Source organism: Rhizobium altiplani (genome assembly GCF_001542405.1).
In the GTDB taxonomy this organism is placed as follows: domain Bacteria; phylum Pseudomonadota; class Alphaproteobacteria; order Rhizobiales; family Rhizobiaceae; genus Rhizobium; species Rhizobium altiplani.
The window spans coordinates 34,011-49,890 of the sequence record NZ_LNCD01000146.1 but is presented as its reverse complement, the minus strand read 5'-3'; the positions used below and the strand labels follow the sequence as shown (position 1 = coordinate 49,890).

Sequence of the window (15,880 nt, the reverse complement as noted above, 5' to 3'; positions counted from 1 at the left end):
CCTCTCTTGGAATGTCTTTCAGTAGTGCTCGGATTGCGAAAAGGTACGGGCAAGTTCCGCCTGACCGGCGGTCAGGCCGCAGTCCACCGGCAGGCAGACGCCGGTGATGGCGGCGGCCTGCGGGCCGGCCAGAAATGCAACGGCATTGGCGACATCCCGGGGATCGACAACCCGCTGCAGCGGGTACCAGCGGCGCGCTTCCTCAAAGACATTGGGATTGGCGGCAGCACGCGCCTCCCAGGCCTGCGTGCGCACTGTGCCGGGCGCAACTGCATTCGAGCGGATCCCGAGCTTTCCATATTCCACCGCAATCAGTTTGGTCAGATGCAGCAGTCCGGCTTTCGCCGCGCTATAGGCAGGATGGCCGAAGACGTTCATGCCGTTGACGGATGCAATGTTGACAACCGAGCCCTTCGTCGCTTCGAGCTGTCCCTCGACGGCGCGGAAGCAGAGGAACGCTGCCTCGAGATTGAGGGCATTGTCCATCCGCCAGATTTCCGCAGTGGTATCGTGCAGGCTGACGGCGCGCGCAGCACCGGCATTGTTGACCAGCGTCCTGACGGCACCGAGCGTTGCGGCACGCTTCGCCATCTCGGCAACACTTGCCTCGTTCGTTACATCACAGCCACAGGCGATGAAGCGTTCGGCCGCGCCCAGCGTATGGGCGGCCCTCTCGGCGGCGGCAAAGTCGATGTCGACCATCAGGATGGTATCGTGATCCTCGGCAAGCCGCTCGGCAATCGCACGGCCTATGTCACCCGCAGCACCGGTCACGATTGCTACCGTCTTTGTCATTCTCTACCCCTCTTTGGCATGGAATGGTCAGTCCCCGAGCAGTTGCCGGTCATCGCCATCGCGGTGGGCAACGAGCTGCTGCTTGATGCGGCGCAGCGCCACTGCCGCCTTTGGCTGGATGGCGTAGGCGACGAGGCTGGCCAGAATATCGACCGCCGCCAGATAGGCGATGCGCGTCGAGGTTGGCCGGAAGATATTGTTGCCCTCTTGCAGATCGATTGGCACGACGATTTCGGCAGCTTGCGCGACCGGGCTATTGCTCTGGGTGAGCGCGATCGTCGTCACCTTCGACTCGCGCGCAAGAGCGAAGGCACGCACCAGCTCGGTGTTGCGCCCGGTGAAGGACGAGCCGATCAGCACGTCGGTCTGCTTGGCGGCGGCGGCCATCATCAATTGCATGCCGTGATCTGAGCTTGCGGTGACATGCAGGCCGAAGCGAAACAGGCGGTTTTGCAATTCACTGGCAATCATTGATGAATTGCCACCGGAACCGAAGGCATAAATCATGTCGGCGCGTGCAAGTCGCTCGGCGGCAAGCTCGATGGCAGCAAGATCAAGTGAACGATGAAGCAGGAAGAGAGCGTTCTGGGCCTTTGTTATGATGTCTTGCGCGACATCGCCCGGATTGGTGCTTTTCGGCTCAGGTTTCAGATATCGCATCCCGACATAGGCTGTTCGGGCAAGCTGGACCTTGAAATCGGAGAAGCTTTCGCAGCCAAGCCGCCGGCAGAAACGCGTGACCGTCGGCGGCGATACGTCAGCCTTTTCGGCAAGCTCGATGATCGAGGCGTTCACCGCGAACTCGAAGTCATTGAGGAGGATATCCGCGATACGGTTTTCCGAGGGCGAAAGCCGGGGCTTCTCTTCCTGCAATGTAGAGAAAATGTCCAACCGAGCTCTCCCGTTCTTTGCGCTACTGATCCTTCGGCTTATACGCGACGCAGTCGATTTCAACCTTGCAGTCGACCATCATTGATGACTGGACGCAGGCGCGCGCCGGCGGGTGGTCGCCGAAATATTGCTGATAGATGGCGTTGAAGGTCCAAAAGTCGCGAGGGTCGTCGAGCCAGACGCCGCACCGCACCACATGCTCGACGCCGTAGCCGGCTTCGTTGAGAATGGCGAGCACGTTCTCGATCGTCTTGTGCGTCTGCGCGACGATGTTTCCATCAATGATCTCGCCATTGTCCATGGCAACCTGGCCGGAAACATAGAGCCATCCGTCTGCTTCGACGGCGCGGGCAAAGGGGAGGGACTTGCCGCCGGCACCCTTTTGAACCGTGCCATAACGCTTGATGGACATTGGTCGATCCTTGCAAATTATTTTCGTATTAAGTTGACAAGTCACCATAGAAAGCGGAATTTGACCAGCGAAAAACAGCATTCATGAAAAGAATTTCAATGCGGGGGAGATAATGCGCGATCCTTTCAAAAATCCGTTTCCTGCTTCGGACGCTGCCCGCCACTCGATCTGGGAGATGTTGGTAGCGCGCGATATCGACGCATTCCTGGCTGCCGACTGGTCGATGGTCGAGCATGATTTCGTCGAGGAAGGCTTCCTCGGCATCGACGGACGCAAGCAAGTCAGCCCCGACAAGTGGCGCCTGGCGTTTCCGACTTTGTCGGCCTACCGTGACGAGTGGCTGCGTCAGGCACGAGACTTTGCAACGCAGTCCTTCTCTGAGGACACCCGTAGCGCCATCTTCACGACCACCACGCTTGAGGACATCGAGATCGAAGGTGAAATGGCGCTGGTGCGCAAGAAGTTCGATGGCGGCCTTACCAAGGCCGATGGCACGCGTGATGTGATGCAGTGGCAGACGCTCTATTATTGCCGCCTGCATGAAGGCCGCTGGAAGATATGCGGCTTCACCGGCTACCTGCCGAACCCGATGGGCTGATCAACACAAAGGCAAACCCTTGCGCATTTTTACGGCGGCGCTCGCAACCGAGACCAATACGTTTTCCCCGATCTGCGTCGATCGGCGCGCGTTCGAGGCGTCGCTTTATGCGCCTCCAGGGCAGCACCCGGAAACCCCGACCCTCTGCACGGCGCCAATCACCGTAGGGCGGCGTGTTTGCGCCGAGAAGGGATGGGAGCTGATCGAGGGTACGGCGGCGTGGGCGGACCCGGCCGGACTGGTGAACCGCTCGACCTATGAAGGGCTTCGCGATGAGGTGCTGACACAGCTTGAGGCAGCGATGCCGGTCGACGCCGTCATCCTCGGCCTGCATGGCGCCATGGTCGCAGCCGGCTACGAGGATACTGAGGGCGACATACTGGCGCGTGTACGCGCGATTGTCGGGCCTGATGTCCTTGTCTGCGCCGAACTCGATCCGCACAGTCATCTTACAGCCAAAAGGCTGCAGGCCGCCGACTTCTTTGTCTACTTCAAGGAGTTCCCGCACACCGATTTCGTCGATCGCGCGGAGGATTTATGGCGCATTGCCAGCCAGACGCTGGAGGGTCGATCAAAACCGGTCATGTCCGTCTTCGACTGCCGGATGATCGATGTCTTTCCCACCTCGCGCGATCCGATGCGCTCCTTTGTCGACAAGATCATGCGGCTTGAAAAGGAGGACGCTGATATCCTCTCGATCTCGGTCATTCACGGCTTCATGGCAGGCGACGTGCCGGAAATGGGTACGAAGCTGCTTGTCGTCACCGACGACAAGCCGGAGAAGGGTGAAGCCCTGGCGCGTGAACTCGGCCTCGAGCTGTTTTCGAAGCGTGGTACCTTCATCATGCCTCAGATCGACGAGATTGAGGCCGTAACGCAGGCAGTGGCAGCAACGTCCTGGCCGGTCGTCGTCGCCGACGTCTGGGACAATCCGGGCGGCGGCACTGCCGGCGATGCCACTGTCCTGTTGCAGGAACTCCTTGCAAGGGGTGTGAGAGATGTTGCGATCGGCACGATCTGGGACCCGATGGCAGTGCAGATCTGCATGGCGGCGGGAGAGGGGGCCGAAATTCCCCTGCGCTTTGGTGCCAAGTCCGCACCCGGCACCGGCAACCCGGTCGATGGCGTCGTCAAGGTCGTGAAGCTCGTCACGAATGCTGAGATGCGTTTCGGCGAGAGCTTTGCGCCATTCGGCGATGCAGCGCACATCGTACTCGACGGCATCGATATCATTCTGAATTCGACGCGCGCCCAGAGCTTCGACCCGAGCCTTTTCTCCGTCATGGGCATCGATCCGACGTCCAGGAAGATCCTGGTCATCAAATCGACCAATCATTTCTACGCATCCTTCTCGAAAATCGCTGCGGAGATCATTTACTGCTCTGCCGGAACGCCTTATCCCAACAATCCGGCCAAGACACCCTATCGTCGGGCGCCGAAGAACATCTGGCCGATGGTCGAAGATCCCCACGGCCGCTAGCGCGGAGAGCCGTCACATGCAGCAAAATTCGTTTGCCGTCGTCGCCAAGCCGGGCGACAGGGTTGCCGACCTCTCAACGCCGCGGCCGATCATCGATGAGGACCGACTGGCGGCAAACATTGCCCGCACACAGGCCTACATGGACAGGCACGGCCTGAACTTCCGTCCGCACATCAAGACGCACAAGATCCCCGCGCTTGCCGCCGAGCAGATTGCGGCAGGCGCCAAGGGCATAAATTGCCAGAAGATCAGCGAGGCGGAAGTGTTCGCCGCGGCCGGCTTCGAAGACATACTGATCACCTTCAATATCCTTGGCGCGCAAAAGCTCGAGCGCCTTGGCGCACTCAACGACAGGATCCCGGGTCTCAAGGTCGTTGCCGATAGCGCCACGACCGTCGACGGATTGTCTTCCACCTTCGCATCCCGCAAGCCGCTGACCGTTCTTGTCGAATGCGACACTGGTGGGGGGCGCTGCGGTGTCCAGACGCCTGAAGAAGCGAAGAACCTTGCCAAGCGCATTCACGACGCACCGGGCCTTTCCTTCGGCGGCCTCCTCAACTACCCGAAGCCCGATTCCGCCGAGGCTGTGCAAGCGTTCCTCGGCAAGGCACTGCTTCTTTTGAAGGCTGACGGCATTGCTTGTCCGATTGTCAGCAATGGCGGCACGCCAAGCCTCTTTGAGGCGCATCTGGTGAGTGCCGCGACCGAGCACCGCGCTGGCACGTATGTCTATAACGATCGCTCCATGGTCCGTGCCGGCCACTGCAGCGAGGATGACTGCGCCATGCATGTACTGGCAACCGTCGTGTCGCGCCCGACCGCAGATCGAGCCGTCATTGACGCCGGATCGAAGGCGCTGACGTCCGACCTGCTTGGCTTCTCCGACTTCGGAACAGTTGTTGGCTATCCCGAGGCGGTGATTACTGGCCTTTCCGAGGAACACGGCGTCATCGACCTTTCAAAATGCGGCAACAAGCGTCCTGAGATCGGCGAGAAGATCCGCATCATTCCCAACCATACCTGCGTTGTCTCCAATCTCTTCGACACGATGGTGTTTCATCGTGACGGCGTTGTCACACGTGTCGAAGGCGTGGCTGCGCGCGGTCTTGTCTGGTAGGGCCTTAGGTGCAGGGCCTTGGGTGCAGGGTCTTGGGTGCAGGGTCTTGAGTGCAGGGTCTTGGGTGCTTTCCCTATCAGCCGCGGTGGTGTGGAGGTTTGTGCGCTGGCAACCTCTTTGGTGACCGCTCACGACCCTCAATCTGGCGGCGAAAGCCAAAATGTGTAATACTCGTTCTGGACGACCGCAGTCTTTGATGCGGGCCGTTAGAACGAATGTGTCATTGCCGCCACCGACCCCTTCCGTGGCGCAAGTGCTATCGCCGCCCTATGGCGAGTCATTCGAAGCAGCATTGACTTCCAACAGGCCCACGCCGGCGGGCTATGCCACGCGGTTCTTCGGATTGCATCCGCAGGAGCGCCGCCCTTTGCGTTGGGCGTGAATTGTGATTCAGGCAGATTCAAGAAAGGGTACATGCCATGAACAGCATGAGAAACCTTTGCTTTGGACTGCTGGCTTCCGCTTGCGCAACCGCAATGGGTGCGCCAGCCGTTGCGCAGCAACAGCAGCCAAAACCCAATATCCTTGTCATCATGGGTGACGATGTCGGCTGGTTCAACCTTGGCGCCTATCACCGGGGCATCATGTCCGGGAAGACGCCGAATCTCGACAAGCTCGCATCCGAGGGCTTGATGTTCACTGACTACTATGCCGAGGCAAGCTGCACGGCTGGCCGGGCGAGTTTCATCACCGGTGAAATTCCGTTGCGCACCGGCTTGACGACGGTCGGCCAGGCGGGCGCGGATGTCGGCATGCCCGACAAGGCGGCGACCTTGGCCTCCGTCCTCAAGACAGAAGGATACGCCACCGGACAGTTCGGCAAGAACCATCTTGGCGATCTGAACAAGTATCTTCCGACATTGCATGGCTTCGACGAGTTCTTTGGCTATCTCTATCACCTCGATGCGATGTCTGACCCCTATTGGTATTCGTTTCCGAATGACCAATCCTACCGGGACAAATTCGGTCCGCGCAATCTGGTCCACAGCTTCGCGACTGATACCGACGACACGAGTGAACAGCCGCGCTGGGGCAAGGTCGGCAAGCAGAGGATAGTGGACGAGGGTCCCCTGGCACCTTATCCCGACATGTCCAACGTGCCGAACATGCATGACATCATGCCCAAGGCCAAGTACGACATGGGCACGTTCGATGAAGTGCTGGTCAAGGCTTCGTGCGACTTCATGGACAAGGCCAAGACCGATAACAAGCCGTTTTTCGTCTGGCACAACACGACGCGCATGCACGTCTGGACTTATCTGTCGCCCAAATACCAGGCTCTCATGAACAGCGACAGCAACTATGGCCTCGAGGAAGCCGGCGTGGCGCAGCTTGATGATAGCGTCGGCGCTCTTTTGAAATGTGTGGAAGATGCTGGCGAGACCAGCAACACGATCGTCGTGTTCACCACTGACAACGGGGCGGAGGTCTTCACCTGGCCAGACGGCGGCATGACCCCGTTCAAGGGCACCAAGGGTACCGTGATGGAAGGCGGCTTCCGTGCGCCAGCCATCATTCGGTGGCCGGGCAAGGTCAAGCCGGGAACGGTCGAGAACGGCATTTTTTCAGCCCTGGATTGGTTCCCGACGCTAGCAGCGGCAGCCGGCAATACTGACATAACCGACCAGTTGCTGAAGGGTGTGAAGCTGGGCGACAGGACCTACAAGAACCATCTTGATGGCTATAACCAGATGGACCTGCTGCTCGGCAAATCACCATCCGCACGGCATGAATTCTTCTATTTCGGCGGCCCTGCTCTCGGGGCAGTTCGCATTGACAACTTCAAGTTCCAGTTCTTCCAGCAGCCCCAGGGCTGGCCCGGTGGAAAGGTAACGACGGATATGCCCACCATGGTCAATATCCGTCAGGATCCGTTCGAGCGCACACCGTCGATTGGCGAGCAAAGTCTCAATGACCTCGGTGGTGGATACATGAACGACTTCTTTGCCCGCGAGTTCTGGCGCTTCGTCAGCGTTCAGGACGAGGTCAAGAAACTCGCGCTCACTGCGGTCGATTACCCGCCAATGCAGGATCCGGCTTCCTTCAATCTGGATGCGGTCAAAAAGCAGATAGATGCCGCTATCAGGAACAAGCCGGGCAACTGACCAATAAAACTCAGGCAGCGGGCAGCCGGCAAGGGCTGCCCTTGCTGTCCCCGGAAACAGGATCACCGTATGGCGCCGAGCCAACACCGTCTGCGAGGTCCGCATTGCCCGAGGCGAGGCACGCTTTCCATTGGCTGCAATTGAGAAGCCCCGGCAACATGACCTGGGATGTCGGACCCCGCGCCTTCCTTTGGTGTAGGACACTTGACCTTACGCGATTGGAAAGCATCTTCTTTTGTGTGGGCGTCAGGCACGCGGGAGGTCACGTCGATGAGAGTCTTAGTTGCATTGGGAATGGCAGCAAGTCTGTTGGCGATATCGGCGGCCGAGCCGCCCTGGCAATGGCAGACCTTTCATGGCGTACGGATGGATTCCGATCCCGTGCTGCTTTCGCGGTTTGACAGGATCTATCGCTATTGCTTGCCAGAAGCCAACTATCGCGGTTCACCCTATCCGACAGATGCGTGGCACATTACAGCGCTGAGAAGCTGCATGTCCAGATTCGGGGTCGCGGACCGGGGGGCTTATTCCTACCCGGCCAACAGGCTCTTCTATCCCCTCTTCTGAGGTGGAGCGCCAGCGGGTTGGTGATCACGCAGCCGTGGGGTTGAGGAGGTTCATGTCGATGCTCGTCAGCTCCACATGGCGCTCGAACGCTATGCCCACCTCATCGAACAGATGGCAGTCGGCAACATTGATCCCGGTGGCGAGTGGCTGATCCGGGTGAACAGCGGCGCGCCCATGCAGCGTCGCGCAGAAATTCTCGCTTTCGCCGTCGAGCGACGCATAGGCGACCGTCTGGGCGCCAAGGCGCTCGATGACAGACGGCGTAACGGTGAAGGCGATGTCGCCAGACCCGATCTGGATATGCTCCGGACGCACGCCCAAGGTCAGCTGTTTGCCGATAGCGCCGCCTCTTGGCGTGACAGGGATCACCGCCTTCTGTCCTTTGTAGTCGATTTCGATGCCGGCATCGCTGACACCTGTGCAGGTGACGGGCAAGAAGTTCATCTTCGGATTGCCGATGAAGGCAGCAACGAAGATGTTGGCAGGCTTGTGGTAGAGCTCCAGCGGGGCGCCGGTCTGGGCGATCTCGCCGGCATTCAAAACCACAATCCGGTCCGCCATGGTCATCGCCTCGATCTGGTCGTGCGTGACATAAATCATCGTCGCCTTCAGCTGGCGGTGCAGTTTGGCAAGCTCGATGCGCATGTCGGCGCGCAAGGCAGCGTCGAGGTTGGAGAGTGGTTCGTCAAACAGGAATATCTTCGGTTCGCGCACGATCGCGCGGCCGATTGCAACGCGCTGGCGCTGACCGCCTGAAAGCATGCCGGGCTTCTGCTGCAGGCGCTGGTCCAGGTGGAGGATGCGCGCGGCATGCTCGACCTTGGCCTTCAGCTTTTGCTCTTCCATCTTTTCGACGCGCAGCGGGAACGCGATATTCTCGAACACGGACATGTGCGGATAGAGGGCATAGGATTGGAACACCATGGCGATCCCGCGCTTGACCGGCGGCAGGTCGTTGACCCTCAGCCCGTCGATGACGATGTCGCCGCCGGAGGTTGCGTCCAGGCCGGCAATCATGCGCAGCAAGGTGGATTTGCCGCAGCCTGATGGCCCGACGAAAACTACGAACTCGCCGTTCCTCACCTCAAGCTGAACACCCTTGAGAACCTCGAAGTCGCCGTAGAACTTCTGAACCTTGTTGAGAAGAAGCTGTCCCAAAACCTGTCTCCGGTCACCGCCGCTGCGGCACTGTATGCGATAGTCAAAGGGATCGCGGTTGTTGCGCCCGCGATCCCGACAAAGACTTACTTGAACGCTTCGATCTCGCCAGCAGCCTTCTTGAGAGCATCGGCCGGCTCGGCCTTGCCCGTCACGACAGACTGTACCATTTCGATCATCGAGTTCTGGAAGCCCTTGTAGTCGGTGAAGAGCGGCTCGGGACCGCCGAAAGTGATACCGTCGATGAACGGCTTCCACGACGGATCAGCCTTGACGAACTCATCGACCTTCGGCGACGGACGCAGCGGCGTCAGGCCGGCACCACCCTGAAGTTCGTATTCGCCTTGCGGGCCTGGCGAGGTGATGAACTTGGCGAATTCGATCGCCTTGTCTTCCACACCCGTACCCTTGAAGACCGCCAGGCTGTCGGTGATGAGCAGCGTGCCTTCACCCTTGGCCGACGGGCCGAGCGGCAGCGGTGCGACGCCCCAGTTGATCTTGGTGTCCTTCAGGCGGGCAGCAGCACCCGAACCTGCCTGGATCATGCCGACCTTGCCATCGAGGAAGATGGCGCGGATTTCGTTCTGCTCGTAGGCGGTTGCGCCTTCGACGGAGTAGGGCGTGATGTCCTTGTAGGCCTGCAGGGCGGCCAGGACTTCCGGGCTGTCCATGACGATCTTATCGCCGTCGATCACCTTGCCGTTGTTGGTGTAAACCCAATGCATGAACTGATGCATGGTGTTGTCGAAGGTCTTCGCCGGGAGGCCGTAGCCTGCAATGCCGGTCTTTTCCTTGATCTGCTTGGCGGCGGCAATTTCCTCAGCCCAAGTCTTCGGCGGGTTCTCCGGGTCGAGGCCGGCCTGCTTGAAGATGTCCTTGTTCCAGTAGAGTGCCTTGGTCGAGAAGGCGACCGGCACGCCCCACTGGTTGTTGTCGAAGGTGACGGTGTCGACGATGTTCGGGTAGTAGCTCTTCTTCTCGTCGTCGGTCATCGGCACCGGAACGATCAAATCGTTCTGGGCGAATTCCTTCAGCGTACGCGAACCGACATAGGCCATGCCGACCGGAGTGCCGGCAGCAGCCAGCGTCGTGGCCTTGTCCTGGCACTGTTCCCAGCCGACAACCTCAGGCGTGACCTTCCAGCCTGGGTTCTTGCCTTCCCATTCCTTGATGTATTTCTCGTGGATCGGATCGATCTTGTCGCCGCAATAGATCCAGCTGATCTCCTTGTCAGCGGCGTGCGCGGTCATTGCGCCCAGCGCGGTAGAGCCGAGCAGGGCAAGGGCCATCAGCCCGGTCTTGAATTGAACTGTCACGTTGTTAGCTCCCGTTTTTTCTCTGGTGGTTGACTTACTGTTTCACCGCGCCCGCGGTCAGACCGCTGACGAGATACCGTTGAAGGAAGAAAATCACGATCATGGCCGGCGCAATGCCGACGAAACTTGCAGCCATCAGTTCATTCCACACGACTTCCTGGCGGCCGAAATAGGCGAAGAGTCCGACCGGCAAGGGCGCAAATTCGGTCTTGGAATTGAAGGTGAGCGCGAAGATGAACTGCTGGGCATAGGAGCCGATGAAGGTGGTGATCGCAACTACCATGATGCCCGGCATGGCGATTGGCAGGATGACCCGGCGCAGGGTATAGAAATGGCTGGCGCCGTCGACGAATGCGGCTTCGTCCAGCTCCCGCGGAATGCGCATCATGTAGGTTCTGAGCAGCCAGATCGCCGAAGGGATCAGGAAGGCAACGCCTGGAACCATGATGGCAAAATAGGTATTCAGCAGGCCGAGCGTTCGCATCAGCCGGAAGAGCGGGATGAGCAGCACCGCGCCCGAAAACATGTTGACGGCCAGGAACGCGCCGAGCAGCAGCCCGGCGCCTTTGAATTCAAACCGCGCAAACGCATAGGAGGCAGGGATGACGAGCACCAGAACAACGGCGGTGACGATGGTCGAGATAAAGAAGGAATTGAAGATGTAGCGCGCAAAGCCCGGCACGCTTACCCACATGGTCCGATAGGCTTCGAACGAACCGTTCTCGGGGATGAACCGGTAAGGCGAGGAAAAGAGCTGGCTGAGCGGCTTCAGCGATACCAGGAAGCCCTCGACGAAGGGCGCAAGCACGAAGGTAAGGAACACCAGGATGCCGGCATAGATGCCGATGATCTCATACCATTTGTACCGATGGATCAGCAGATGCGGCTGTTTCATCGCTTGTCTCCGGAAGTGAGGCGGCTGGTCACGCGGAAGTAGCAGACGCAGAAAATCGACAGGAAGATGCAGATCAGCACGGCGCGCGCGGCGCCTTCCCCGTATTTGTTCGAGCCGATCGCGGTTTTATAGGTGTCGATGATCATCGTCGTCGTTTCGCCGCTCGGGCCGCCACGCGTCAGGATCCAGATGATGTCGAATGAGTTGAAGGTAGCGATCAGCGACAGCATCGACATGGTGATCATCGAAGGGACGATCAGTGGCAGGGTAATGCGCCGGAACCGATAGAAACGGCCGGCCCCGTCGGTCCAGGCGGCCTCATAGAGATCCTGCGGAATCGCCTGCATGGCCGCGAGCATATAAAGCGTGACGAGCGGAACGCCGATCCAGACATCGGTGATGATCGTCGCCCAGAACGCCGTGGACCCCTGCGCGAGAAATGCGACCGGCGCGTCCACCAGCCCGAAGCGCTGCAGCATGCCGGAAATCATCCCGAACTGGCCGTTGTACATCCAGCCCCACATGAAGATGCCGATCGCCATTGGGACAATCCATGGCGGCATGGTCAGGACGCGGAAGAGCGCCCTGCCGGGAACCGCAGAATTCAGCATCGTTGCGCCGAACACACCGATGATCATCTTGATGGAGACGGAAAAGAACGTCCAGATGAAGGTGCGAATGATGACTTCGGCGAAGGTAGCGTTGAAGATCTTGCTATAGTTCACCCAGCCGACCCAGTTCGTCGTCTTCTTCAGCGACGCATCGGTGAAGGAGAGGATGAACGTGTCGACCAGCGGATAGGCGACGATCACTGCGACGTAGAGGACTGCCGGAAGGAGAAGTATCCAGGCAAAGATGACTGCGTTGCGTTGGACGCTCATCTTGCCGCCCTCCTCAAGCCGCTCTTGCGTGCAGGGCTTCGTCGAACCTGTCCCAAATCGGGCGCAGATCGATCACCGCCTTTTTCATCCTTGCCTCGTCCATCGATAGGGCAAGGATGCCGGCCTCGAGGGCATTGAGTGTCGAAACAGGAAGTTCGGTACCGGTACGCACGCTGTCGAGCAAATCCGCTGCCATCTGCTCGTCGGCGCCGTAGTGCTGGGAAAGCTCGGTCGCGACGTATTTGTTCTCGACAACCTTCTTGCCTGTCAGCTGCTCATGAACATCAAGATAGCCTCGAACGAAATCGCCTTCAGCCATGCCGCGCGATCCCATGATGGCAAAGCGACGGAACTGGTCTGGCACGTTGAGGTTGGTGTGGAAGTTCATGCCGACGCCATTGGCATATTCGACGATCGCCACCTGATAGTCGATGATGTCGCCGTCGCTGTCGAAAACCTTGTCGGACCCCATCCAGCCGCTCGGCTTGCGGTGAAAAAGCTCCAGGTCGTTGATGCCTTCGCGTGCGGGATCGTTGGCCGGAATGAAGCTCTTGCGGCCGCCGAAGCTTGCAACACGCTCCGGACGAGCGCCGACGACGCCGTTGTAGAGATCAAGGTCGTGGCAGCACTTTTCCAGCATGAAGCTGCCCGAATAACGCTCGTAGCGACGCCAATCGCGCATGAAGAAAGCGCCGTGGTAGGGCTCGATATGCTCCGAGGCCTCGATCGAGACGATCTGTCCAAGCTTGCCTGCGGCCTGAATGGCACGAAGGTCCTTGTAGAGGGGCGAATAGCGAAGGACGAGACCAACCATCAGGCGCTCATGACCGAACTTCGCCATCAGGCGGGCGAGCTCGATGCTCTCGGCGACCGTTGTGACGATCGGCTTTTCGCAGAAGACCTTCAGGCCACTTTCAAGACCCAGCCTGATATGATCGAGATGCATGTGGTTCGGCGAACCGATCATCAGGAGATCGAGCTTTTCCCTGGCGATCAGCTCCTCGGGGGAAGCATAGGCCGTGCCGGCAGAGATGCCTTTTTCGACAAGACCCTGAAGACCTGCCGGATCGGGGTCGACGTAACCCACGATCTCGAAGCTTTCATCAACGGACTTGAAGACGTAGCCAAGGTAGCCGAGCCTGAAACCTAGCCCGATAATTCCCACTTTCATGCTCTTCTCGTTCCCAATTCACGTAATTTATTTTCGTCAAGTTGGGACAAAATTTCGAACTCGTCAACACGAATCCCGCGAAAAGTTGCAAGCATGAAATTAATTTTCATAACCGCCCATTTCCCAGCTTCAATCGCCTTCAATCGGGCGTGAACGCCCGTTCTCGCCGCGCGCAAACGCCGAAGGATGGCTCGCGAGCTTGCGTGAAGGCCCGGCATCGGCGAAAAACGCCACCGTCGCGCTGCCTCGATCTAGCGGTTTCGCCGTTTGCCCTCGAGCAGATCGAGCACTGAATTTGCGGCATCGAGAACGTTCGTGCCCGGGCCGAAGACAGCCGCAACCCCGTGGTCCATCAGGTACTGGTAATCCTGCCGCGGAACGACCCCTCCCACCACGACGATGACATCGCCGGCGCCCTGTGCCTTGAGTTCGTCAACCAGTTGCGGTGCCAGTGTCTTGTGGCCAGCCGCCAGCGACGACATGCCAACCACGTGGACCTTGCTGGCGACCGCGAGGTCGGCGGCTTCCTTTGGCGTCTGAAAGAGGGGGCCTGCCAGCACATCAAAGCCAATATCGCCAAACGCCGAGGCGATCACCTTGGCGCCGCGGTCATGACCGTCCTGACCAAGCTTGGCAACCATGATTCTCGGTCTCTGACCGATGACCTTGCCGACTTCGACCATGCGGTCCTTCAGGACTGCCAACTCCGGCTCGTCGCGATAGGCTTGACCATAGATGTCCCTGATGACCTCGGGCTCGGCTGCGTGGTCCCCAAAGGCTTGACGCATGGCATCCGAGATCTCGCCAACAGTTGCCCGCGCGCGCGCCGCTTCGATGGCTGCCGCAAGCAAGTTCCCATTGCCGCTGCTTGCGACCTCCTCAAGCACCTTGAGGGCCGCTTGTACCGCAACGTTATCGCGGCGGCGTTTCGTGTCTTCGATCCGCGCAATCTGGGCGGAGCGCACGGCTGCATTGTCGATCGCCAGGATCTCGAGCTCTTCTTCCGTGTCGAGACGATATTTGTTGACGCCGACGATGACCTCTTCGCCCTTGTCGACCGCCGCCTGGCGTCGCGTCGCCGCTTCCTCGATGAGCCGCTTGGGCAATCCCTCGTTCACCGCCCGGGTCATGCCACCGAGCGCCTCGACCTCCTCGATCAAGGCCCAGGCCTTGTCGGCAAGCGCCTTTGTCAGGCTCTCGACATAGTAGGAGCCCGCAAGCGGATCAACGACATTGGTCACGCCCGTCTCATGCTGAAGAATGAGCTGCGTGTTGCGGGCAATGCGCGCAGAAAATTCCGTCGGCAAGGCGATTGCCTCGTCGAAGGAATTGGTGTGGAGCGACTGCGTGCCGCCCAGAACCGCCGACATTGCCTCGAAGGCGGTGCGGATGATGTTGTTGTAGGGATCCTGCTCCTGCAGCGAGACGCCGGATGTCTGGCAATGCGTGCGCAGCATGAGGGAGGACGGTTTCCTGGGCTCGAACTCCTCCATGATGCGCGTCCAGAGCAGGCGCGCAGCACGCAGCTTCGCCGCTTCCATGAAGAAGTTCATGCCGATGGCGAAGAAGAAGGAGAGGCGGCCGGCAAAATCATCGACGTTCAATCCCTTGGCGAGCGCGGCACGAACATATTCGCGCCCGTCGGCAAGCGTGAAGGCGAGCTCCTGAACCAGCGTGGCGCCGGCCTCCTGCATGTGATAGCCGGAGATCGAAATGGAGTTGAACTTCGGCATCTCCCTTGCCGTGTATTCGATGATATCCGCAACGATCCGCATCGAGGGCTCCGGCGGATATATATAGGTGTTGCGAACCATGAACTCCTTGAGGATGTCGTTCTGTATCGTCCCCGAAAGCTCAGCCCGGGACACACCCTGTTCCTCGCCAGCCACAATGAAGCTCGCAAGTATCGGAATGACCGCGCCGTTCATCGTCATGGAGACCGAGATTTTCCCCAGCGGGATGCCATCGAACAGGATCTTCATGTCTTCGACGCTGTCGATCGCAACTCCTGCCTTGCCGACATCGCCAACGACGCGCGGATGGTCGCTGTCATAGCCGCGGTGGGTTGCAAGATCGAAGGCCACGGAAACGCCCTGCTGGCCGGCAGCGAGCGCCTTGCGGTAGAAGGCGTTGGAGGCCTCTGCGGTGGAAAAACCGGCATATTGCCGGATCGTCCAGGGGCGGCCAACATACATGGTGGCACGCGGCCCCCGCGTAAAAGGTGCAAAGCCCGGGAGCGACCCGAGATGCTCGGCACCCTTTATGTCGCCCTCGGTATAGAGCGGCTTGACGTCTATCCCTTCGGGCGTGTGCCAGACGAGCGTCTCGGGCGAGGCCTTCAGCTCTTTTTCGGCAAGAGCCTGCCAGTCGCCAAGCGTTTTCTTCGTCATCCTATCCTCCGGCATTCTTCTTTTGCCGCAGGCTAGCACTTTAACCGCCTGCGGCGCGATAGAGCCTTAGGATAATTTGTTGGCGAATGCCCCTTGCCCCTTCG

Annotated in this window: 14 protein-coding genes; 5 read left to right on the top strand and 9 right to left on the bottom strand. The window is 59.4% G+C overall.

The window, feature by feature from the left end:
• Positions 1–18: 18 nt before the first annotated feature.
• The 3 genes from AS026_RS37590 to AS026_RS37580 are packed head-to-tail and all read right to left on the bottom strand — an operon-like array spanning position 19 to position 2,098.
• Positions 19–795, bottom strand: a complete 777-nt coding sequence (locus tag AS026_RS37590; RefSeq protein WP_062376161.1) for an SDR family oxidoreductase — start codon at positions 793–795, stop codon at positions 19–21.
• Positions 796–822: 27 nt separating this feature from the next.
• Entirely contained in the window at positions 823–1,686 is an 864-nt protein-coding gene (locus tag AS026_RS37585; RefSeq protein WP_062376159.1) for a MurR/RpiR family transcriptional regulator, read from the bottom strand.
• A 22-nt stretch (positions 1,687–1,708) separates the two neighbouring features.
• Positions 1,709–2,098, bottom strand: coding sequence for a RidA family protein (locus AS026_RS37580; protein WP_062376157.1), 390 nt, complete (start codon positions 2,096–2,098; stop codon positions 1,709–1,711).
• 112 nt (positions 2,099–2,210) lie between these two features.
• Between AS026_RS37580 and AS026_RS37575 the strand changes: the two genes are divergently transcribed.
• The 5 genes from AS026_RS37575 (at position 2,211) to AS026_RS37555 (ending at position 7,965) form a co-directional block, all read left to right on the top strand.
• Entirely contained in the window at positions 2,211–2,696 is a 486-nt protein-coding gene (locus AS026_RS37575) for a hypothetical protein (RefSeq protein ID WP_062376155.1), read from the top strand.
• Between the two features lie 19 nt (positions 2,697–2,715).
• Positions 2,716–4,176, top strand: a complete 1,461-nt coding sequence (locus AS026_RS37570; protein WP_062376153.1) for a M81 family metallopeptidase — start codon at positions 2,716–2,718, stop codon at positions 4,174–4,176.
• A 16-nt stretch (positions 4,177–4,192) separates the two neighbouring features.
• The gene (locus tag AS026_RS37565) at positions 4,193–5,293 is read left to right on the top strand and encodes a D-TA family PLP-dependent enzyme (protein WP_062376151.1); all 1,101 of its coding nucleotides are present in this window, start codon (positions 4,193–4,195) and stop codon (positions 5,291–5,293) included.
• 419 nt (positions 5,294–5,712) lie between these two features.
• The gene (locus AS026_RS37560; protein ID WP_062376150.1) at positions 5,713–7,398 is read left to right on the top strand and encodes an arylsulfatase; all 1,686 of its coding nucleotides are present in this window, start codon (positions 5,713–5,715) and stop codon (positions 7,396–7,398) included.
• 270 nt (positions 7,399–7,668) lie between these two features.
• Positions 7,669–7,965, top strand: coding sequence for a hypothetical protein (locus tag AS026_RS37555; RefSeq protein WP_062376147.1), 297 nt, complete (start codon positions 7,669–7,671; stop codon positions 7,963–7,965).
• A gap of 24 nt (positions 7,966–7,989) precedes the next feature.
• Here the strand turns inward: AS026_RS37555 and AS026_RS37550 are convergent, their stop codons facing one another.
• From AS026_RS37550 to scpA, 6 genes are all read right to left on the bottom strand, one after another.
• Positions 7,990–9,123 (bottom strand): ABC transporter ATP-binding protein, encoded by a 1,134-nt coding sequence (locus AS026_RS37550; protein WP_062376143.1) that lies wholly within the window; start codon positions 9,121–9,123, stop codon positions 7,990–7,992.
• An 86-nt stretch (positions 9,124–9,209) separates the two neighbouring features.
• On the bottom strand, positions 9,210–10,412 hold the full coding sequence (locus AS026_RS37545) for an ABC transporter substrate-binding protein (protein ID WP_210258366.1): 1,203 nt from the start codon (positions 10,410–10,412) through the stop codon (positions 9,210–9,212).
• A gap of 61 nt (positions 10,413–10,473) precedes the next feature.
• Positions 10,474–11,334, bottom strand: coding sequence for a carbohydrate ABC transporter permease (locus tag AS026_RS37540; RefSeq protein WP_025661281.1), 861 nt, complete (start codon positions 11,332–11,334; stop codon positions 10,474–10,476).
• Positions 11,331–12,215: a carbohydrate ABC transporter permease gene (locus tag AS026_RS37535; protein WP_018858423.1), complete on the bottom strand. Its 885-nt coding sequence runs from the start codon at positions 12,213–12,215 to the stop codon at positions 11,331–11,333. Before AS026_RS37535 ends, AS026_RS37540 begins: the two co-directional genes overlap by 4 nt.
• Before the next feature lie 13 nt (positions 12,216–12,228).
• A complete protein-coding gene (locus AS026_RS37530) occupies positions 12,229–13,386 on the bottom strand; it encodes a Gfo/Idh/MocA family protein (RefSeq protein ID WP_062376139.1) in 1,158 nt (385 codons plus the stop codon).
• Between the two features lie 251 nt (positions 13,387–13,637).
• Positions 13,638–15,776 (bottom strand): methylmalonyl-CoA mutase, encoded by a 2,139-nt coding sequence (scpA, locus tag AS026_RS37525; protein ID WP_062376136.1) that lies wholly within the window; start codon positions 15,774–15,776, stop codon positions 13,638–13,640.
• Positions 15,777–15,880: the final 104 nt, after the last annotated feature.

Bases quoted from the DNA above. Each gene is read 5' to 3' on its own strand.
- AS026_RS37535 (WP_018858423.1), bottom strand. From the start codon at position 12,215: ATGAGCGTCCAACGCAACGCAGTCATCTTTGCCTGGATACTTCTCCTT.
- AS026_RS37560 (WP_062376150.1), top strand. From the start codon at position 5,713: ATGAACAGCATGAGAAACCTTTGCTTTGGACTGCTGGCTTCCGCTTGC.
- AS026_RS37540 (WP_025661281.1), bottom strand. From the start codon at position 11,334: ATGAAACAGCCGCATCTGCTGATCCATCGGTACAAATGGTATGAGATC.
- AS026_RS37575 (WP_062376155.1), top strand. From the start codon at position 2,211: ATGCGCGATCCTTTCAAAAATCCGTTTCCTGCTTCGGACGCTGCCCGC.
- AS026_RS37530 (WP_062376139.1), bottom strand. From the start codon at position 13,386: ATGAAAGTGGGAATTATCGGGCTAGGTTTCAGGCTCGGCTACCTTGGC.
- AS026_RS37565 (WP_062376151.1), top strand. From the start codon at position 4,193: ATGCAGCAAAATTCGTTTGCCGTCGTCGCCAAGCCGGGCGACAGGGTT.
- AS026_RS37580 (WP_062376157.1), bottom strand. From the start codon at position 2,098: ATGTCCATCAAGCGTTATGGCACGGTTCAAAAGGGTGCCGGCGGCAAG.
- AS026_RS37590 (WP_062376161.1), bottom strand. From the start codon at position 795: ATGACAAAGACGGTAGCAATCGTGACCGGTGCTGCGGGTGACATAGGC.
- AS026_RS37555 (WP_062376147.1), top strand. From the start codon at position 7,669: ATGAGAGTCTTAGTTGCATTGGGAATGGCAGCAAGTCTGTTGGCGATA.
- scpA (WP_062376136.1), bottom strand. From the start codon at position 15,776: ATGACGAAGAAAACGCTTGGCGACTGGCAGGCTCTTGCCGAAAAAGAG.
- AS026_RS37545 (WP_210258366.1), bottom strand. From the start codon at position 10,412: ATGGCCCTTGCCCTGCTCGGCTCTACCGCGCTGGGCGCAATGACCGCG.